19 protein-coding genes are annotated in these 17,978 nt (G+C 72.6%); 7 read left to right on the top strand and 12 right to left on the bottom strand.

All coding sequences use genetic code 11. From position 1 onward, the window contains the following. Nucleotides 1–26: 26 nt before the first annotated feature. The 5 genes from IG05_RS0129080 to IG05_RS0129060 all read left to right on the top strand — a co-directional run bounded on the left by IG05_RS0129080 (nt 27) and on the right by IG05_RS0129060 (nt 5,415). Complete coding sequence (locus tag IG05_RS0129080; protein ID WP_030346995.1) at nt 27–1,397, top strand: ABC transporter substrate-binding protein; 1,371 nt, start codon at nt 27–29, stop codon at nt 1,395–1,397. Continuing rightward, nucleotides 1,394–2,332, top strand: a complete 939-nt coding sequence (locus IG05_RS0129075) for a carbohydrate ABC transporter permease (protein WP_030346994.1) — start codon at nt 1,394–1,396, stop codon at nt 2,330–2,332. The genes IG05_RS0129080 and IG05_RS0129075 overlap by 4 nt, the downstream gene beginning before the upstream one ends. Continuing rightward, complete coding sequence (locus IG05_RS0129070; protein WP_030346993.1) at nt 2,329–3,153, top strand: carbohydrate ABC transporter permease; 825 nt, start codon at nt 2,329–2,331, stop codon at nt 3,151–3,153. The genes IG05_RS0129075 and IG05_RS0129070 overlap by 4 nt, the downstream gene beginning before the upstream one ends. Continuing rightward, nucleotides 3,150–4,139, top strand: coding sequence for a zinc-dependent alcohol dehydrogenase family protein (locus IG05_RS0129065; RefSeq protein WP_030346992.1), 990 nt, complete (start codon nt 3,150–3,152; stop codon nt 4,137–4,139). Before IG05_RS0129070 ends, IG05_RS0129065 begins: the two co-directional genes overlap by 4 nt. An 82-nt stretch (nt 4,140–4,221) precedes the next feature. Continuing rightward, the gene (locus IG05_RS0129060) at nt 4,222–5,415 is read left to right on the top strand and encodes a TerD family protein (protein WP_030346991.1); all 1,194 of its coding nucleotides are present in this window, start codon (nt 4,222–4,224) and stop codon (nt 5,413–5,415) included. A 120-nt stretch (nt 5,416–5,535) separates the two neighbouring features. Here the strand turns inward: IG05_RS0129060 and IG05_RS0129055 are convergent, their stop codons facing one another. The 3 genes from IG05_RS0129055 to IG05_RS0129045 form a co-directional block, all read right to left on the bottom strand. After that, the gene (locus tag IG05_RS0129055) at nt 5,536–6,108 is read right to left on the bottom strand and encodes a TetR/AcrR family transcriptional regulator (protein ID WP_030346990.1); all 573 of its coding nucleotides are present in this window, start codon (nt 6,106–6,108) and stop codon (nt 5,536–5,538) included. Between the two features lie 136 nt (nt 6,109–6,244). After that, entirely contained in the window at nt 6,245–7,696 is a 1,452-nt protein-coding gene (locus tag IG05_RS0129050; protein ID WP_030346989.1) for an alkaline phosphatase PhoX, read from the bottom strand. A 266-nt stretch (nt 7,697–7,962) separates the two neighbouring features. Further along, nucleotides 7,963–9,390: a hypothetical protein gene (locus IG05_RS0129045; RefSeq protein ID WP_030346988.1), complete on the bottom strand. Its 1,428-nt coding sequence runs from the start codon at nt 9,388–9,390 to the stop codon at nt 7,963–7,965. A gap of 265 nt (nt 9,391–9,655) precedes the next feature. Here IG05_RS0129045 and IG05_RS0129040 point away from each other — a divergent pair, with 265 nt between their 5' ends. Further along, nucleotides 9,656–11,491, top strand: a complete 1,836-nt coding sequence (locus IG05_RS0129040) for an endonuclease/exonuclease/phosphatase family protein (protein ID WP_030346987.1) — start codon at nt 9,656–9,658, stop codon at nt 11,489–11,491. A gap of 52 nt (nt 11,492–11,543) precedes the next feature. Here IG05_RS0129040 and IG05_RS0129035 read toward each other — a convergent pair whose 3' ends face one another. Genes IG05_RS0129035 through IG05_RS48490 form a run of 4 tightly spaced genes read right to left on the bottom strand, consistent with a single transcriptional unit; the run spans nt 11,544 to nt 13,406 of the window. Beyond that, a complete protein-coding gene (locus IG05_RS0129035; RefSeq protein WP_030346986.1) occupies nt 11,544–12,077 on the bottom strand; it encodes a DUF3618 domain-containing protein in 534 nt (177 codons plus the stop codon). After that, entirely contained in the window at nt 12,074–12,493 is a 420-nt protein-coding gene (locus tag IG05_RS0129030) for a phage holin family protein (RefSeq protein WP_030346985.1), read from the bottom strand. The genes IG05_RS0129035 and IG05_RS0129030 overlap by 4 nt, the downstream gene beginning before the upstream one ends. A gap of 53 nt (nt 12,494–12,546) precedes the next feature. Further along, on the bottom strand, nt 12,547–13,251 hold the full coding sequence (locus IG05_RS0129025; RefSeq protein ID WP_030346984.1) for a hypothetical protein: 705 nt from the start codon (nt 13,249–13,251) through the stop codon (nt 12,547–12,549). Further along, nucleotides 13,248–13,406 carry a hypothetical protein gene (locus IG05_RS48490; RefSeq protein ID WP_199808402.1) on the bottom strand — a complete coding sequence of 53 codons (159 nt, stop codon included), beginning with the start codon at nt 13,404–13,406 and terminating at the stop codon, nt 13,248–13,250. Before IG05_RS48490 ends, IG05_RS0129025 begins: the two co-directional genes overlap by 4 nt. Before the next feature lie 170 nt (nt 13,407–13,576). Between IG05_RS48490 and dapA the strand changes: the two genes are divergently transcribed. After that, nucleotides 13,577–14,515, top strand: a complete 939-nt coding sequence (gene dapA / locus IG05_RS0129015) for a 4-hydroxy-tetrahydrodipicolinate synthase (protein WP_078894575.1) — start codon at nt 13,577–13,579, stop codon at nt 14,513–14,515. Between the two features lie 169 nt (nt 14,516–14,684). Here the strand turns inward: dapA and IG05_RS0129010 are convergent, their stop codons facing one another. The 5 genes from IG05_RS0129010 to IG05_RS0128990 are packed head-to-tail and all read right to left on the bottom strand — an operon-like array spanning nt 14,685 to nt 17,896. Beyond that, a complete protein-coding gene (locus IG05_RS0129010; RefSeq protein WP_030346982.1) occupies nt 14,685–15,932 on the bottom strand; it encodes a tyrosine-type recombinase/integrase in 1,248 nt (415 codons plus the stop codon). Beyond that, entirely contained in the window at nt 15,932–16,135 is a 204-nt protein-coding gene (locus IG05_RS0129005) for a helix-turn-helix transcriptional regulator (protein ID WP_420707636.1), read from the bottom strand. The genes IG05_RS0129010 and IG05_RS0129005 overlap by 1 nt, the downstream gene beginning before the upstream one ends. A gap of 2 nt (nt 16,136–16,137) precedes the next feature. Beyond that, nucleotides 16,138–17,514: a replication initiator protein RepSA gene (gene repSA, locus IG05_RS0129000; RefSeq protein ID WP_107051441.1), complete on the bottom strand. Its 1,377-nt coding sequence runs from the start codon at nt 17,512–17,514 to the stop codon at nt 16,138–16,140. Continuing rightward, nucleotides 17,511–17,714: a hypothetical protein gene (locus IG05_RS0128995; protein WP_030346979.1), complete on the bottom strand. Its 204-nt coding sequence runs from the start codon at nt 17,712–17,714 to the stop codon at nt 17,511–17,513. The genes repSA and IG05_RS0128995 overlap by 4 nt, the downstream gene beginning before the upstream one ends. Continuing rightward, the gene (locus IG05_RS0128990; protein ID WP_030346978.1) at nt 17,714–17,896 is read right to left on the bottom strand and encodes a hypothetical protein; all 183 of its coding nucleotides are present in this window, start codon (nt 17,894–17,896) and stop codon (nt 17,714–17,716) included. The genes IG05_RS0128995 and IG05_RS0128990 overlap by 1 nt, the downstream gene beginning before the upstream one ends. Nucleotides 17,897–17,978 lie beyond the last annotated feature (82 nt).

Raw genomic sequence — 17,978 nt, 5'->3', positions numbered from 1 at the left:
ACTCCCCATACCTCCAGGAGCGATCCATGCGCACCCCGAGCCGACGGAGGCCGCGAGCCACGCTCGCCCTGGCCGCCGCAGGGACGCTGCTCGCCCCGCTGCTCTCCGGCTGCTGGGCCGGCGCCGGCGGGACCGGTTCCGGCGGCGACTCCATCAACGTGCTGATGGTCAACAACCCCCAGATGACCGAGCTGCAGAAGCTGACCGCCGCCCACTTCACCAAGGACACCGGCATCAAGGTCAACTTCACGGTCCTGCCCGAGAACGACGTCCGCGACAAGATCAGCCAGGACTTCGCCAACCAGGCCGGCCAGTACGACGTGGCCACCCTGTCCAACTACGAGATACCGATCTACGCCCGCAACGGCTGGCTGCACGAGATGGACTCGTACGTGGCGAAGGACCCGTCGTACGACGAGCAGGACGTGCTGAAACCGATGCGCCAGTCCCTCACCGCGGACGACGGCAAGCTCTACGGGCAGCCGTTCTACGGCGAGTCGTCCTTCCTCATGTACCGCAAGGACGTGTTCGCGGCGAAGGGCCTGACCATGCCCGCCCGTCCCACCTGGCGGCAGGTCGCCGGCCTGGCCGCGAAGGCGGACGGCGCCCGGCCCGGCATGCGGGGCATCTGCCTGCGCGGGCTGCCCGGCTGGGGCGAGCTGATGGCCCCGCTCACGACGGTCGTGAACACCTTCGGCGGCACCTGGTTCGACAAGGACTGGAAGGCACGGCTGGACTCCCCCGCCTTCGAGCGGGCGACGAAGTTCTACGTCGGCCTGGTCCGCGAACACGGCGAGTCCGGCGCCGCCCAGTCCGGCTTCGCCGAGTGCCTGAACAACATGACCCAGGGCAAGGTCGCCATGTGGTACGACGCCACCTCCGCGGCCGGACTGCTGGAGGCGCCCGGCTCCCCGGTCAAGGGCAGGCTCGGCTACGCCCCCGCCCCCGTCGAGCGCACCGCGTCCTCCGGCTGGCTCTACACCTGGGCCTGGGGCATCCAGCAGGCCTCCCGCAATCCCGACAAGGCCTGGAAGTTCGTCTCCTGGGCGTCGGGCAAGGGCTACGAGCAGCTGGTCGGCGAGACCAGCGGCTGGTCGAACGTCCCGGCCGGCAAACGGGCCTCGACCTACGCCGACGCCGACTACCGGAGATCGGCCGCCGCGTTCCAGGAGATGACCAAGGAGGCCATCGAGAGCGCCCGGCCGGACGACCCCGGCGTGCAGCCGCGGCCCGCACCCGGCATCCAGTTCGTCGGCATCCCCGAGTTCACCGACCTCGGCACCAGGGTCTCCCAGGAGATCAGCGCGGCCATCGCCGGACGCCGGTCCGTCGACTCGGCCCTGAAGAAATCACAGGCGCTCGCCGAGAAGATCTCCGAGGAGTACGAGGGACGATGACAGCGACGACCACGGCCCCCCTCGCGGCCACCCCCGAACGGACGGTCAGGCGGCCCCCGGCCCGGCTGCGCGCCTGGGCCACCCGGGCCCCGCTGCTGCCCGCCCTCGTCTTCATGATCGTGGTGACCCAGCTGCCGTTCGTGGCCACGCTGGTGATCTCCTTCTTCGACTGGAACGCCCTCTACCCCAAGGCGCGGCACTTCACCGGCCTGGACAACTACCGCCAGGTGCTGACCGACGCGGACCTGCGCCACTCGGTGTGGACGACCGTGCTGCTCACGGCGGCGGTCGTGCTCGCCAGCCTGGTCCTGGGCCTCGCGCTGGCGCTGCTGCTGGACCGGCGGTTCCGCGGCCGGGGCATCGTCCGCACCCTGCTCATCGCGCCCTTCCTGGTGGTGCCGGTGGCCGCCGCCCTGCTCTGGAAGCATGTGCTCTACAACCCCGAGTACGGCTTGCTCAACGGGTTGTTGCACTATGTGGGCGGCCCACAGCCGGACTGGGTCTCGCGCACCCCGCTGCTCGCGGTCGAGGCCTCCCTGGTGTGGCAGTGGACCCCGTTCATGATGCTCATCCTGCTGGCCGGACTGCAGAGCCGGGACCAGCAGCAGATCGAGGCCGCCCGGGTGGACGGCGCGGGCGACTGGCAGATCTTCCGCCATCTGACCCTGCCCCACCTGCGCCGCTACCTGGAACTGGGCGCGCTGCTTGGCTCGATCTACATCGTCCAGAACTTCGACGCGGTCTTCACGATCACGTCCGGCGGCCTGGGCACCGCCAATCTGCCGTACACCGTCTACCAGAGCTTCTACCAGGCCCACGAGAACGGCCTGGCCTCGGCCGCCGGCGTCCTGGTGGTCATCGGCTCGATCGTCATCGCGACCTTCGCCCTGCGCGTGGTGTCGTCCCTGTTCCGCGAGGAGGTGTCCCGCGCATGAACGCGCTGCGCCGGGGCGGGCTCGGCCTGGTGGCCTGGCTGGCCGGAATCGTCTTCTTCCTGCCCGTCGCCTGGATGGCCCTGACGTCCTTCCACTCCGAGGCGGACGCGGCGACGAACCCGCCGTCCTTCACCGCCTCCCTGACCCTCGACGGCTACCGCGAGTTCTTCGGCACCGGCGGCGGGGCGAGCCCCTGGCCCGCGCTGGTCAACTCCGCGGTCGCGTCGGTGGCCTCGACCCTGCTCGTCCTCCTGCTGGCCCTGCCGGCCGCCTACGCGCTGTCGATCCGGCCGGTGAAGAAGTGGACGGACGTCCTGTTCTTCTTCCTCTCCACGAAGATGCTGCCGGCCGTGGCGGGCCTGCTGCCGGTCTACCTGTTCGCCAGGAACACCGGGACGCTCGACGACATCTGGCTGCTGGTCGTCCTCTACACCTCCATGAACCTGCCGATCGCGGTGTGGATGATGCAGTCGTTCCTCGCCGAGGTGCCGGTCGCCGTCATCGAGGCGGCGCGGGTGGACGGCGCCCGGCTGCCGACGGTCCTCGCGCGCGTGGTCGCCCCGATCGCCCTGCCCGGCATCGCCGCCACGGCCCTGATCTGCTTCATCTTCAGCTGGAACGAACTGCTCTTCGCCCGGGTGCTGACGGGCGTGGTCGCCGAGACCGCCCCCGTCTTCCTGACCGGTTTCATCACCAGCCAGGGCCTGTTCCTGGCCAAGGTGTGCGCCGCGTCGCTCGTCATCTCCCTGCCGGTGCTCGCCGCGGGGTTCGCCGCCCAGGACAAGCTGGTCCAGGGCCTGTCGTTGGGAGCCGTGAAATGAAGGCCGCCGTCATCGAGTCCGTGGGCCGTGCCGTCGTCACCGAGGTCCCGGACCCGACGCCGGGCCCGCGCGAGGTCGTCGTCGAGGTGGCGGCCTGCGGGCTGTGCGGCACGGATCTGCACATCCTCCAGGGCGAGTTCGCGCCCAAGCTGCCCCTCGTGCCCGGGCACGAGTTCGCGGGCGAGGTCGTCGGGGTCGGCACCCGGGTCACCGAGGTGTCCGTCGGCGACCGGGTGGCCGTCGACCCGTCCCTGTACTGCCACGAGTGCCGGTACTGCCGCACCGGCCACAACAACCTGTGCGAGCGGTGGGCCGCGATCGGCGTGACGACGGCGGGCGGCGCGGCGCGCTACGCGCTCGCCCCGGTCGCCAACTGCGTGAAGCTGCCCGAGCACGTGCGCACCGAGGACGCGGCCCTGGTGGAGCCGCTGTCCTGCGCGGTGCGCGGCTACGACGTGCTGCGCGCCCGCCTCGGCGCGCACGTGCTGATCTACGGCTCCGGGACCATGGGCCTGATGATGCTGGAGCTGGCCAAGCGGACCGGCGCGGCGAGCGTGGACGTGGTCGACGTGAACCCGGCCCGTCTGGAGACGGCCCGGCTGCTCGGCGTGTCGGGCGCGGCGGGCAGCGCGGACGAGCTGGACCGGCCGCGGGGCTGGGACGTGGTGGTGGACGCCACCGGCAACGCGGCGGCGATCCAGGACGGCCTGGACCGGGTCGCCAAGGCCGGCACGTTCCTGCAGTTCGGGGTGGCCGACTACGCGACGCGGGTGACGATCGACCCGTACCGGATCTACAACCAGGAGATCACGATCACCGGGTCCATGGCGGTGCTGCACAGCTTCGAGCGGGCGGCGGAACTGTTCGCGAACGGGGTGCTGGACCCGGGCGTCTTCATCAGCGACCGGCTCCCGCTGGAGCGGTACCCGCAGGCGCTGGAGCAGTTCGCGGCGGGGGTGGGTCGGAAGATCGTGGTGGTGCCGTAGGCCGTCCGGCGGGCGGGCGGGACCCGTTCGGCCGGTAAGGGAACGGTAAAGCGGTGCCGTTCGTTCACCCGGCATGACAGCTATGACCCCTGGCTCGAACATCCCTCTCCCGGCCGCTCGCGTGACGGTGGACGTCTCCGCCCCGGTGCGGCTCGACGTGTCGGGCCTGCTGCTCACCGGCGACGGCAAGGTGCGCTCCGACGACGACTTCATCTTCTACAACCAGCCGAACGGCCCCGGTGTGACCTACCGGTCGGGTGGCGGTACGGCCCCGGACGCGGTCACGGTGGACACCGCCGCCGTGCCGGCGGAGATCGAGAAGATCGTCGTCACGGCCAGCCCGGACGCGGCCGGCCAGACCTTCCAGGGCATCGAGCCGACGGCCACGATCCGGGACGCGGACGGCGGGACCGTGCTGGCGACGTTCACCCCGCCGCAGCTCGGCACCGAGACCGCGCTGGTGGTCGTGGAGATCTACCGCCGGGCCGGCCAGTGGAAGGCCCGGGCCGTCGGACAGGGGTACGCGAACGGGCTCGCGGGCATCGCGACCGACTTCGGCGTGACGGTGGAGGAGCCGGCCGCGGCCCCGGCCGCCCCGGTCGCCCCCGCGGCCCCGGTGCCCCCCGCTGCCCCGCCGCAGCCGACCGCTGCCCCGCCGCGGCCGGCGGCGCCGGCGCCCGCCCCCGCGCCGGGCGCCGGGAAGGTCAACCTGGACAAGGGCCGGGTCAGCCTGCAGAAGAACCAGACCGTGTCCCTCGTCAAGGGTGGCCGACCGCTGCTCTCCCAGGTGCGGATGGGGCTCGGCTGGGAGCCCGCGTTCCGGGGCAAGGACATCGACCTGGACGCCTCGGTCATCGCCTACGGCCCGCAGCGCAACCACATCGACAGCTGCTACTTCGGCAAGCTGTCGATCCTGAACGGCGCGGTCAAGCACTCGGGTGACAACCTCACCGGTGAGGGCGGCGGGGACGACGAGGTGATCGTGGTCGACCTCGGCCGGCTCCCGCAGGAGGTCACCGGCCTGGTCTTCACGGTCAACTCCTTCTCCGGCCAGAAGTTCACCGAGGTCGCCAAGGCCTACTGCCGGCTGGTCGACGCGGCCACCGGCGAGGAACTGGTCCGCTTCGACCTCACCGGCGCCGAGCCCCAGACCGGCGTCCTGATGGCCAAGCTCGTCCGCCAGTTCTCCGGCGAGTGGGACATGACGGCCCTGGGCTCCTTCGTCAAGGCCCGCACGGTCCGCAACATGGCGGACCCGGGCGCCCGGGCCCTGTGACCACGACCACGAGCAGCCGCGGGGGCGGGGCGGCACGGGCGGGCGCGGCGGCACGCCGCCGGCGCGGGTGAGCGCCCCCGCCCCCGCCCGGCCCCGGCCGGCCGGGGCCCGGCAAGCGCCTCAGCCGCAGCGGATGCCCTCCGCCAGGAGTCCCAGGTAGCGCCGGATCTCCCGCTCGCCCGCCCCCGCCAGCTCGGCCGCCGTCGCCACCCCGTGCGCCAGCCGCAGTACCTCCACCGGCTCCAGGTCCCGGCGCAGCGTCCCCTCCGCCTGCGCCGCCACCACCAGCCGGCCCGCGGCCCCCTTCACCACGGTCCCGCACACCGTCAGCGCCGCCGCCCCGCCGTCGTCCGTCACCGCCGAGCTGAGCAGCGCCTTCATCCCCCGCACCTGGAGCGTGCGGACCGCCAGCTCGTACAGCCACTCCATGAGCGCCTCGCCCGGCGGCAGCCGGGCGGCCAGCTCGTCGGCCCGCACCCCCAGCGCCTCGACCCGGTCCACGTACGCCGCCTCCAGCAGCGCCCGCCGGGTCGGGAAGTGCCGGTACAGCGTGCCGGAGCCGACGCCCGCTCGCTTGGCGATGTCGTCGAGCGACGCGTTCTCCCCGTGCTCGGCGAAGGCATCCGCCGCCACCTTCAGCAGCCGCTCGTAGTTGCGCCGAGCGTCCGCGCGCATGGGCCTGCCCTGCGTCATCCACCCACTCCTCCGACCGGGGACGCTCTCCGTATCCTAGGCCGGGACGGGCCGGGGGCGGCCGGTCAGACGAGCCAGGGCCGGTTCCGAGGTGGGGGCCGCGGGACGGGCGAGCGAATTGATCGCCGGACGGGATTCAGCCGCGCTGCTGACGCTTCCAGGGACCGGTGATGGCGAGCATGATGCCGGGCGTCTGGATGTTGGCGAACAGGGTCCTGCCGTCGGGCGAGAACGTGACGCCGGTGAACTCGCTGTACTCGGGCTCCTCGGCGGTGCCGATGTTCAGCTCGTTGCGGGCGATCGGGTACGTCCGGCCGCTCTCGGTGGCGCCGAACAGGTGCTGGACGCCCTCGCCGTCCTCGGCGATGACCAGGCCGCCGTACGGGGAGACGGTGATGTTGTCCGGGCCGTCGAATGCGCCGTCCTGCGCCGGGTCCGGGTTGACGCCGAACAGCACCTTCAGGGTCAGGGTGCGGCGCTTGGGGTCGTAGAACCAGACCTGGCCGTCGTGCTGGACCGGGCTCTCCTGGCGGGCGAAGGAGGAGACGACGTAGACGCCGCCGTCGCCCCACCACATGCCCTCCAGCTTGCGGGCGCGGGTGACCTGGCCGTCGGTGAACTGCTTGCGCACCGAGACGGTCCTGGCGTCGCGGTCGGGGACGTCCACCCAGTCGACGCCGTAGACGGTGCCGGCCTTGGTGGCGCGGGAGAGGTCGTCCACGAACTGGCCGCCGGAGTCGAAGCACTTGAACGCCTGGAGCACGCCCGCGTCGTCGGCGAGGGCGCGCAGCCTGCCGCGGCCGTGGCGGAAGCCCTCCGGCGGGGTCCAGCGGTAGAACAGGCCGTTCGGGCCGGAGGCGTCCTCGGTGAGGTAGAGGTGGCCGCGCCGGGGGTCGACGACGACGGCCTCGTGGGCGTAGCGGCCCAGGGCCTTGACCGGCTTGGGGTCGCGGTTGGCGCGGCGGTCCTCGGGGTCGACCTCGAAGACGTAGCCGTGGTCCTTGGTGAAGCCGTTCTTGCCGGCCTTGTCCTCGGTCTCCTCGCAGGTCAGCCAGGTGCCCCACGGGGTGCTGCCACCGGCGCAGTTGGTGGCGGTGCCGGCGATGCCGACCCACTCGGCGACCTCGCCGCCGCGGCGGACCTCGACCACCGTGCAGCCGCCGGCCGCCGCCGGGTCGTAGACCAGGCCCTCGGTGAGCGGCACCGGGTGCGGCCACTGGGCGCGGGCACCGGCCAGCTCGTGGTTGTTGACGAGCAGGGTGGTGCCGCGCGGACCGGCGAAGGTGGCGGTGCCGTCGTGGTTGGACGGGGTGAACTCGCCGGACTCCAGCTTGGTCCGGCCGCTGTAGGTGATGACGCGGTACGCGAAGCCGGCGGGCAGGGCGAGGATGCCGGCCGGGTCCGGGACGAGCGGGCCGTAGCCGACGCCGTGGTGGCCCCCGTGGGCGGACTCGGCCCCGGCGCTCTCGGTGTCCGTGGCGGCAAGGGCGTTCGGCGCGGTGGCGAGGGCGCCGACGCTGCCCGCCAGCGCGACCCCGGCACCGGTGATCGCGGAATTCCTGGCGAAGTCCCTGCGGGTGAGCGACATGGTGTCTCCTGTGACGAGGTGGCAGTGCCGTGAGGGTGGGGGGCCTCGGTTCGGCGCACACGCTCCCGCCCGGCCGTGAACGGGAGTTGAACGCCGGACCACCACCAGGGCGCCTGTTCCATGAACCCGTATGCGGCACCCCATGGCCGTCCCAAGCACCGGCCACGCGCCGCCCGGGTCATCCACCGGGACGCGCGCAGGACCGGCCCGCCGCAGCCACTCGCTCGCCCGGCAACGCTCCCCGGGCAGTGCTCACCCGGCAGTGCTCACCCGCCTTGCTGGGAGCGGGCCTTGAACGCGGCCTTGCGGGCCTCCTTGGCGACCTTCTTGTCCGGGTGCAGCCGGCCCATCGCGTCCAGCACCTCGGCGGTGGCCGGGTGCTCCACCCGCCAGGCCGCCGCGAAGAAGCCGCTGTGCTGGGCGGCCAGCCCCTCCACCAGGGCCTGCAGTTCCTCGGAGTTGCCCTCGGCGGCCAGCTGGGCGGCGAGCGTGTCGACGGTCAGCCAGAACACCAGCTCCTGGGACGGTGCCGGCACCCCGGCGGCGCCCCGCTCGCTCAGCCACACCCGGGCGAGCCCGCCGAGTTCGGGGTCGTCCAGCACCTCCCGCAGCGCGGGTTCGGCCTCGGCGCCCACCAGCGACAGCGCCTGCTGGCAGCGCAGCCGGCGCAGCGGGGCCCCGGCGTCCGCGCCGCGGGCCGCCGCCAGCAACTCGCGTGCGGCGGCGAGCGGTTCGCGGCGGGCGAGCCACTGCTCGGTCTCGGCCCGGGCGGCGGACCGGCCGAACCGGGCGGTGCCGTCGAGCAGCGCGTCCGCGCCCTTGTCGGCGAGCTCCCCGACGGCCGGCGCGTCGAACCCGGCCTCCAGCAGCCGCGCCCGCAGCCCGTACGCGCCGAGCGGGGTGAGCCGGACCATGCCGTAGCGGGAGACGTCGGTGTCGTCCACCGGCGCGGCCGGCTCCTCCTCGGCGTCGGCCATCAGCGCCTCGTCCACCGGCTGGTAGGCCACGAGCCCGACCGGCTCCAGCGCGCGGAACTGGTCGTCCAGCCGCATCATGGCGTCGGAGACCTGCTCCAGGACGTCGTTGGTGGGCTCGCCCATGTCGTCGGGTACGAGCATGGAGGCGGCCAGGGCGGGCAGCGGGACGGGTCCGTCGCCGGCGCCGTCCTCACTGACGGTCAGCAGGTAGAGGTTGCCGAGGACGCCGTCGAGGAACTCCGCCTCGGCCTCCGGGTCCCAGTCGAGTGACGAGAAATCGACCTCTCCGCCGTCGTCGAGGGCGTCGGCCAGGTCGTCCAGATCGGGGACGGCCGCGTCGGCGAGGACGGTCTCCAGGGCGGCGAGCCACACAGTGAGCACGTCCCGTGGGGAGCCGCCGGTGAGCAGCTTCAGCTCCTCCCCCGTCCGGACGGTGCCGGCCTCCTCGTCCACGATCTCCACCAGGCCGGTGTCCACCGCGACCCGCCAGGCCTCACTGGTGTACGCGGCGGCGTCGTCGCCGGTCAGTCCGAGCAGTTCGGCGGCGGCCGGCAGCTGTTCCTCGGCCAGCCCGCCGCCGGCGTCCACGCGGGTGTCGGGCCCGGCCCAGCGGGCGAGGCGGGCGGCCCGGGACAGCAACGGCGTGGACAGCGCGGCACGCGCCAGCTCCGCTTCGGGGTGCAGCCGTACGGGCGGCAGGGGGGAGCTGTCTGACATCGGCTGGTTCTCCTCGGACCGTGAACGGGCTCAGCCGCTCAGCCTAGACGGATTTCCACCTATGCCGCCCGGTTCATCTCCCCGTAAGCAGCCGTACCTGGCCGAAACCTTGACAACTCCCCGGGCCAGGCAGGAGATTGACGCGCGTAGAAGTTGGGGGGACAACTGTTCACTCGGCTCTACGCGTGTCACAGAGGGCTACCGGCCCCGCACGCTCCCGTTCCACCCTCGTCCCGGCGCATCGTCACGTCCCCGGAGGGATCCCTTGCCGAGCAGGTCTTCCGCGCGCCTCGCCGCGCTCACCGTCGCCACCGTCTGCAGCGCGGCGGCGGTCAGCCAGATAGTCGTCCTCCCCACGCCCGCGCACGCCGACTCGGTGCGCGTCCACGACATCCAGGGCACGACCCGGGTGTCCCCCTTCGCCGGGCAGAAGGTGACGGACGTGCCCGGCGTCGTCACGGCCACGCGCACGTACGGCTCGTCCAAGGGCTTCTGGCTCCAGGACCCGACCCCGGACGACAACCCGGCCACCAGTGAGGGCGTGTTCGTCTTCACCAGCTCCGCGCCCAAGGTCGCGGTCGGCGACGCGGTGACGGTCAGCGGAACGGTCTCGGAGTTCGTGCCGGGCGGCGCCTCCTCCGGCAACCAGTCGGTCACGGAGATCACCAAGCCGGCCGTCACCACCGTCTCCACCGGCAACCCGGTGCCGGCGCCGGTCGTCGTCGACGAGGACGCGGTGCCGGACGCGTACGCCCCGCAGGGCGACGCGGCAGCGGCCAACTCGGTCAACGGCCTCCCCCTGGACCCGTCGGCGTACGCCCTGGACTACTACGAGTCCCTTGAGGGCATGAACGTCCAGGTCGCCGACGCCCGCGTGGTCACCGCGACCGACCCGTACAGCGAGCTGTGGGTCACCGTGAAGCCGTGGGAGCACCGCAGCCGCCGGGGCGGCACGGTCTACGGTTCGTACGACTCGCAGAACACCGGCCGGCTCCAGATCCAGTCGCTGGGCGCCACCGCCGACTTCCCGAAGGCGGACGTCGGCGACACCCTGGAGGGCACCACCACCGGCCCGCTGGACTTCAACCAGTTCGGCGGCTACACCCTCGTCGCGAGCAAGCTCGGCACGCTGCGCGGCGGTGGCCTGGAGCGCGAGACGACGCGGAAGCAGTCGGGCCGCGAGCTGGCGGTGGCGACGTACAACGTGGAGAACCTCGACCCGTCGGACGCCACCTTCGACCAGCACGCCTCCGCGATCGTGCACAACCTCCAGTCGCCCGACATCGTGTCGCTGGAGGAGATCCAGGACAACAACGGCGCCAAGGACGACGGCACGGTCGACGCGGACCAGACGGTGACCAAGCTGATCGACGCGATCGCCGCGGCGGGCGGCCCCACGTACCAGTGGCGCTCGGTCAACCCGGTCAACGACCAGGACGGCGGCGAGCCCGGCGGCAACATCCGCCAGGTGTTCCTGTTCAACCCGGAGCGGGTGTCCTTCGTGGACCGCGCGGGCGGCGACTCGACCACCGCGGTCGGCGTCACCAAGGTGCACGGCAAGGCGCAGCTGACGCTCTCCCCGGGCCGGATCGACCCGGCGAACGCGGCTTGGAACAACAGCCGCAAGCCGCTCGCGGGCGAGTTCGTCTTCCGCGGCAAGACCGTGTTCGTGATCGCCAACCACCTCAACTCCAAGGGCGGCGACCAGGGGCTGACCTCGCAGTACCAGCCGCCGGTGCGCAGCTCGGAGATCCAGCGGCACGCCCAGGCGACCGTGGTGAACGCGTTCGTCAAGGACATCCTGTCCGTACAGAAGAACGCGGACGTCATCGCGCTCGGCGACATGAACGACTTCGAGTTCTCCGGCACCGCGCAGATCCTCGAAGGTGACGGCGAGCTGTGGTCGGCGATCAAGTCGCTGCCCAGGAGCGAGCGTTACAGCTACGACTACCAGGGCAACCAGCAGGTCCTGGACCAGATCCTGATCAGCCCGGCGATCCGCCGCGGCTGCGACTTCGACTACGACAGCGTGCACATCAACGCGGAGTTCCACGACCAGATCAGCGACCACGACCCGCAGGTGCTGCGGTTCCGTCCGTGACCCTGCGGCGGGACCGGCCGGACGGCGTCCGGCCGGTCCCGCCGCCGCGGTGTCACCGCCCGCGGTCGATCCGGCGCCAGACCACGGCGGCGCCGACGACGACGGCGCCCGCCGCGCCCAGGACCAGCGCCGGCCGCGGATGCCGCCGCGCGGCACCCACGACGTAGCGCACCGGGCGCGGCACCCGCACGTCGTGCTCCATGGCCTGCCCGGCGTGGACGGCCCGGTCCTGGAGGGTGTGCCGGCCGTGGCCGGCCCGCTCCTGCACCAGGTGGCCGGCCTTCGCCATCCGTTCCTGCGCGGTGTGACCGGCCCGCGTGGCGCGGTCCTGCACCAGGTGCCCCGCCTTCGCCGCGCGGTCCTGCACGCCGTGCCCCGCCTGGGCGGCGCCGACGCGCAGCTGGACGGTCATGGCACCGGCCTTGTCCCTCAGGTCGGCGGCCCGGGCGCGGGCCCGGCCCTTCACATCGGCACGGCCGACCAGCTGGGCGACGGTGTCGCCCAGCTGGTCGCGGGTGTGCTCGATCTGCTGCCGCAGCTCGTCGGGGCCCTTGGCGCCCGTGCCGTGCGGCTTCCTGTGCGTCATCGGTGTGCCCTTTCCCTGATGGCGTCGAGGTCCGCCCTGACACTGCCGAGCGTCTCCTCCGGCGCGGGCGGGGCGGCGCGGCGCAGCTGGGCGCGTCCGGTCGCGGCCAGCAGGCCGGCCACGGCGAAGAACACCACGGCCACGACGAGCGCCGCCGCCCACACGGGCAGCGCCAGACAGAGGGCGGCGGTGGCCGCTCCGGCCAGGGTGATCAGCCCGACGTAGCCGACGGCGCCGGCGGCGCCCAGCAGCCCGCCGCCGCGTCCGGCCCGGCGGCCCTTGCGGGCCAGCTCCTCCTTGGCGAGGGCGATCTCCTGCCGCAGCAGCCGGGAGAGCTGCTCGGTGGCCCGGCTGACGAGTTCGCCCGTGGAGGGGTGCGCGTCGGCCGCGGGCCGGGTGTGCGAGGTCACGGTCACGGTGTCCGCCTCCTCTCTGTGCGGAACGTCCGGGTACCCGGCCCCGGGGGTCCTCACCCCTGCCCGGCGCCTCCGCTCCCGCGGTCGCCGAGACGCGCCAGTTGGGACTGGAACCAGTCGAGACGCGCCTGCAACAGGGCCGCCTCGGCGACGAGTTCGGGCACACCCGGCTCGGCGGCGGACGTCAACCCGGCGGCCGGGCCCGGCGGGGCGCCCGTACCTCCGGCGCCCGCGACCACGCGGAGGCCCTGGCCGGCCAGCCGGGCGAACCCGGCGAGCGGGAGGGACGGCCGTCCGCGCAGGCAGCCGGCGCAGGCGGGGGCCAGGGCCCGCCAGCCGGGCCGGCCCCAGCCGGCGTCGGCCAGTGCGACGGCGCCTGCGCCGCAGCCGCAGGGGCCGGCCGTGACCGTGCGCACCCGCTGCCGGGCGTAGCGGAAGCCGCGTTCGAAGCGGATGTAGGCGCCGAGGACGGAGACCTCCAGCAGGACGGCCGCCCGGTGCTCGGCGGTGCACAGCAGTGCCTCGGCGGCGGCCCGGTCGTGCACGCAGTGGAAGCCGCAGTCGCACCGGCGCGCGGGCGGGCGGTGACGCAGTCCGTAGACGCAGGAGGCGTCGTCGAGGACGGCGTACGGCAGCGCGCCGCCGAGCGACACACCGGTGAACCCGGCCCGGGTGCCGTCCTGTGACAGCACCGGGTGGGCGATCTTGTAGCCGGTCGGCGGCTCCGTCGGGTGTTCCGCCGGGAGCCGCAGCCTCATCGGGCGGCCGGGACCTCTTCACGGACCGGCTCGGCCGGTGCGTCCGCCTCCACACGGACGGTCTCCTCGGCGCTTCGCGGCTCCTCCTCGGGTTCGAGGCGGGCGAGCGGCCGTTCCTCGGCGACTCCGGTGGCCAGTGCCTTGCCCAGCTTCATGGCGCCTCCCATGACCTGACGTCGGTGACCCTTTCGGCCATAGTGACCCATCAGGTGCCGAGTTGGACACAGGGCCTCCGGCCGGACCTCTTCATCGATCAGTGATGCTTCCAGATATCACGTAGAAGAATTAAGTAGAGCTTCATCGTCGCGCCCCCGAGACTACTCCCATGACGAGTACCCGCGACGCCGCCCCTTTCGGCCGCACGCTCTGCGCCATGATCACGCCGTTCACCGAGGAGGGCGCCCTCGACCTGGACGGTGCCCGGCGGCTGGCCGCGCACCTGGTGGCGCGGGGCTGCGACGGCCTGGTCCTCAGCGGCACCACGGGCGAGTCGCCCACCACCACGGACGAGGAGAAGGCCCGGCTGGTCACGGCCGTACGGGAGGCGGTCGGCGACCGGGCCGCGCTGGTCGCGGGCGTGGGCACGTCCGACACCCGGCACACGGTGGAGCTGGCGCTCGCGGCCGCCGAGGCGGGCGCCGACGGCGTCCTGGTGGTGACGCCGTACTACAGCCGGCCCCCGCAGGAGGCCGTGGCCGCGCACTTCCTGGAGGTCGCCGACGCGAGCGAGCTGCCGGTGATGCTCTACGACATCCCGGGCCGCACCGGCACCCGCATCGCACCGGACACCGTCATCCGGCTCGCCCGGCACCCGCGGATCGTGGCCGTCAAGGACTGCTCCTACGACTTCCTCGGTACCCAGAAGGTGCTGGCGCGGACGGAGCTGGCGTACTACGCGGGCTGCGACGAGCACCTCCTGGCGCTGTACGCGGTCGGCGCGGCGGGCTGTGTGAGCACGATCGCGAACGCCGTGCCCGACCGGGTCGCCGCGGTCCTGGACGCGTTCGACGCCGGCGACACCGGCCGGGCGACGGCACTCCAGCTGGCGCTTACCACGTTGACCGAGGCCGTGATGGAGGCGGGTCTGCCCGGCACGGTCACCGCGAAGGCCCTGCTGAACCGCCTCGGCCTGCCCGCGGGACCGGTCCGCGCACCCCTGCTGCCCGCCGGCCGCGAGACGGCCGACGAACTGCTGGCGCTGTACGAGGCGCTCACCGCGGGCCGGCCCCCGGCGTGGGCCGGGACGGGCGCCGGCGGCGGGTGAGGACGGGCTCCCCCGGCCGCCGCGAACCGGAGGGACCGGCCGGCCCCTGGACGCCCCCGCGCACCACGCCACCCACGGCGAAAGCGCCCTTCCCCCTGCGGGAAAGGGCGCTCCGGACGTGCGGGGTCGGTCAGTTGTGGCTGTTCTGATTGCGGTGCAGGTCAGGGGCCTAACTTTCCCCCTGGGCCGTTACCGGGCCGTCCTCGGTGCTGTCGGGGTCCCGGAAGACGCGATCCACGGCAGCCCGGGTGCGCGCCTCGCTGTTCGGCATGAGGTGTGTGTACGTCCGCAGAGTGAAGCTCGGGTCGTGGTGCCCGAGGTACTCACTGAGCGCCTTGATGCTCTCCCCCGCGTCCAGGAGCACGGACGCGTAGAAGTGGCGGAGGGCGTGCATGCCGTTCTCGCGTCCGAGGGGGATGCCGGCGGCCGTCAGGGCTGGGCGCCACACATAGCGGTTGAAGCGGGTGCGGTGCAGGGCCACCGCCCTGTTCCGGGCGTTGGAGAACAGCAGCGAGGCCGTCACCGGCGGGCCGTCCGGCGTCTTCCACGGCAGCGTGACCTCGACCGGCTCATGCTTGGTGATGTGGGCGGCCAGCGCGAAGGCGACCGTCTCGGGCAGAGGCACACGCCGTTCCTTGCCACCCTTGGGCGGGCCGAAGACCGCCTGTGTGCCGCGCAAGAGCTTGACCTGCCGGACGACGTGGACGGTACCGCCGAGGAAGTCGACGTCTTCGAGGGCCAGGCCGAAGATCTCGCCTTGCCGAAGGCCGCACCCAGCCCCCAGGGACACCATCTCTCGGTAGGCATCGGGCAGGGCATCGTGTACGGCCATGACACGCTCGACCGACCACGGCTTGACCTTGCGCCCGTCGAGGGACGGCGCCCGGACCGAGCGCGCCCGGCAGGGATTCTCGGCGATGATCCGGTCCTCCACGGCAGCCGTGAACACGGCGGACACGTTGGCGAAGATTGATCTCCGGTAGGACGCCGCGCGGCCCGTGGCCTCTAGCTCCCGCATCCATATGCGCAGGTGCGAGGGACGGAAGGAGGCCATCGGTCGATCACCGAGATACGGAAGGGCGTGAACCCGGAGACGGATCTCGACACTCTCTCGGGTCACCGGGTCGATGGTGAGTGCTGCCATCCACTTCTTGGCGTACTCACCGAAGGTCACGGAGCCCGCAGCTGGGTCGATGTATCGCCCCTGCGACATGTCCGCTTCGATGTTGGCGAGCCACTGGTCCGCCTTGCGCTTCTGCTTGTCCGGGAAGCTCTTGGATTTCTCGGAACCGTCAGGCGCGATGTACCGGGCGCGGTAGCGGTGGCCGACGCCGTATCGGTCGGTCTTGACCCGGACGGTCTTGCCGTCGGGGCCGGGGACGCTCTTGTACCAACGGTCTTGGACGTGTCCGGCCATTACGCGGCGGCTCCTTCTTTCATACGGGATTTCACCCAGGCGCGGACGTCTTCGGGGTCGTAGCGGAGGTGCCGGCCGACACGGAAGCCGCGGGGGCCGATGCGCTTGCGGCGCCACTGGTAGACGGTCTCGACGCTGGGCAGCTCGAACAGCTCGACCAGGTCCTCAGGCGTCAGGTACCGGTCAGGCAGACGTGTCGCCACGATCACCACTCCCCTTCCTGTGGCAGTGCGGCAAGTGCCTCACGGGCGGTTTCGCGGTTCAGTTGGAGGTCGCGGGCGATGGTGGCGGCGAGGACGGATTCGCCGGGGGTGTGGCCGTGGCCGGCGTACTGCCAGTCGGCGAGGACCAGGACGGTGTCCGGCTCCTGGTCGTCGAGGCCGAGGGCGGCCTGTTCCTGCGCGGCGCGGTAGTCGGCGCGGGCCTGGCGGAGGGCGCCGAGGGTGGTCGAGTAGCGGCGGGACTTCGAGGAGAAGTGGCCGCGGAAGCCGAGCATGTGCGCCCAGGCCCACAGGCGCCGGTCCGGATACAGCGGGTCGAGCAGCTTGCAGGCTTCGATCAGGTGTCGGGTGTGGCCGGGGACGCCGTGGCGGTCGAGTTCGGAGAGTTCGCCGATGCGGCGGTCGAGGGTGCCGGTGTTCTCGGCGGCCTTGGTGGCGTACTTGGCGACGTAGGAGGCGACGGCCTGTTCGGTGATGTCGGACCCGTCTCCGAAGGCCTTGATGGGGCGGACGTCGAGCTGGGTGCCCCAACGGAAAGTACGGGCGGCCTGGTCGCCAGCGGCGGGCACCGACACCGACGTGTAGGAGTGGACGGCAGCGGCCTGAATGGCGTCGGCGAGGAGCTCGACCGTGGCCCAGGCTGGAGGCGGGGCGCCCGGTCCGTCGAGGCCGTCGATCCGGATCACGGCATGGAAGTGCAGGGCGCCGCGCTTCTGGAACTCGGCGACCTTGCCGTAGGACACCCGGGCGGCTTCCTTCAGCTCCCGCTGTGAGAGGCCGGCGCGGGCGGCGACCTCGCGACGGAGCCGGTTGGTGAAGCGCTGCCAGAGCTGTCCGGCGTGGTTGTTGAACAGCACCGCGCCCGCGTAGTCGTACGACTCCGGATCGAGGGCCGTGCCGAGTGCGGGATCGTCGGCGCCGTGACGGGTGCCGCAGCGGCAGACGCCCCTGTCAGGCCGGTTGTGCACGCGGCCGAACGAGGGGGCGGTGAAGGTGGCGAAGACGCGAGGATGGTCGCGGACGGTGGCGGGGATGTCGCGGCGGTCGTCCCCGGCGAGGCCGGCGCGAATGAGGTGGTAGGTGTCGCCCGCGTAGGTCCAGGCGCAGGACGGGCAGCGGGAGGCACGGCGGTTGCCGCAAGCGATGCGGAGGCGCCCGCCCGGCTCGGTCTCGGTGGAGTAGTGGTGCAGGGTCTCGCCGGTCGTCCTGTCCTTATGCAGGACCCAGCCGGTCAGGTGGATGGGGTCGGCGCAGCCGCCGCTGCGGCGGATCTGCTCGTGCCAGCGGGTGTAGTCGGGGGCCGAAGCCACCCTCAGCAGGTCGCCGAGGGTGGTCGGGTCGAGCAGGGCTTTCGGGGTCAACGGCGCCAACCTCGCTTCTGCGGGGTGTTGGCGTCCTCGCTCGCGGCGGTGTTGGAGGAGCGGCCGTGGCGGCCGGGCTTGGCGGCCCGGTCAGTGTCGTGCAGCTGGTGGGCTTTGGCGGTCTTCTTCAGGCGGTCGTAGTCGCCGTCCAGTCCGTCGGACAGGATGCGGTCGACTCCGAGGCTCCAGCGGCGGGGCATCAGGCGTTCACCCCCTGCCAGCGGGCGGGGCGGGCGGTGCCGGTGCCCTGGCAGGCCGGGCAGTGGGCGGTGATGGTGCGCAGGTGGCCACGGTGGTCGCGGCCGCCGAGGGTGACGGCGACGGAGGCGAAGCCGTCGCAGGCCGGGCAGATCTTCGGCGGGGGTGGGGTGTGGTGGGCCATGATGGTGGTTCCTTTCGATTGCGGTTGGAAGGAACGGCCCCGGGTGGCGGCGTGCTTGGCGGCTTGTGCGCCACCCGGTGGC

The organism is Streptomyces sp. NRRL S-1022 (assembly GCF_000720135.1).
In the GTDB taxonomy this organism is placed as follows: domain Bacteria; phylum Actinomycetota; class Actinomycetes; order Streptomycetales; family Streptomycetaceae; genus Streptomyces.
Note: the sequence above shows the minus strand (reverse complement) of the source record. Positions and strands in the feature narration are given on the sequence as shown.

Excerpts from the sequence above, each read along its gene's own strand:
- IG05_RS0129080 (WP_030346995.1), top strand. The coding sequence starts at position 27 with ATGCGCACCCCGAGCCGACGGAGGCCGCGAGCCACGCTCGCCCTGGCC.
- IG05_RS0129075 (WP_030346994.1), top strand. The coding sequence starts at position 1,394 with ATGACAGCGACGACCACGGCCCCCCTCGCGGCCACCCCCGAACGGACG.
- IG05_RS0129070 (WP_030346993.1), top strand. The coding sequence starts at position 2,329 with ATGAACGCGCTGCGCCGGGGCGGGCTCGGCCTGGTGGCCTGGCTGGCC.
- IG05_RS0129065 (WP_030346992.1), top strand. The coding sequence starts at position 3,150 with ATGAAGGCCGCCGTCATCGAGTCCGTGGGCCGTGCCGTCGTCACCGAG.
- IG05_RS0129060 (WP_030346991.1), top strand. The coding sequence starts at position 4,222 with ATGACCCCTGGCTCGAACATCCCTCTCCCGGCCGCTCGCGTGACGGTG.
- IG05_RS0129055 (WP_030346990.1), bottom strand. The coding sequence starts at position 6,108 with ATGACGCAGGGCAGGCCCATGCGCGCGGACGCTCGGCGCAACTACGAG.
- IG05_RS0129050 (WP_030346989.1), bottom strand. The coding sequence starts at position 7,696 with ATGTCGCTCACCCGCAGGGACTTCGCCAGGAATTCCGCGATCACCGGT.
- IG05_RS0129045 (WP_030346988.1), bottom strand. The coding sequence starts at position 9,390 with ATGTCAGACAGCTCCCCCCTGCCGCCCGTACGGCTGCACCCCGAAGCG.
- IG05_RS0129035 (WP_030346986.1), bottom strand. The coding sequence starts at position 12,077 with ATGACGCACAGGAAGCCGCACGGCACGGGCGCCAAGGGCCCCGACGAG.
- IG05_RS0129025 (WP_030346984.1), bottom strand. The coding sequence starts at position 13,251 with ATGAGGCTGCGGCTCCCGGCGGAACACCCGACGGAGCCGCCGACCGGC.
- IG05_RS48490 (WP_199808402.1), bottom strand. The coding sequence starts at position 13,406 with ATGAAGCTGGGCAAGGCACTGGCCACCGGAGTCGCCGAGGAACGGCCG.
- dapA (WP_078894575.1), top strand. The coding sequence starts at position 13,577 with ATGACGAGTACCCGCGACGCCGCCCCTTTCGGCCGCACGCTCTGCGCC.
- IG05_RS0129010 (WP_030346982.1), bottom strand. The coding sequence starts at position 15,932 with ATGGCCGGACACGTCCAAGACCGTTGGTACAAGAGCGTCCCCGGCCCC.
- IG05_RS0128995 (WP_030346979.1), bottom strand. The coding sequence starts at position 17,714 with ATGCCCCGCCGCTGGAGCCTCGGAGTCGACCGCATCCTGTCCGACGGA.
- IG05_RS0128990 (WP_030346978.1), bottom strand. The coding sequence starts at position 17,896 with ATGGCCCACCACACCCCACCCCCGCCGAAGATCTGCCCGGCCTGCGAC.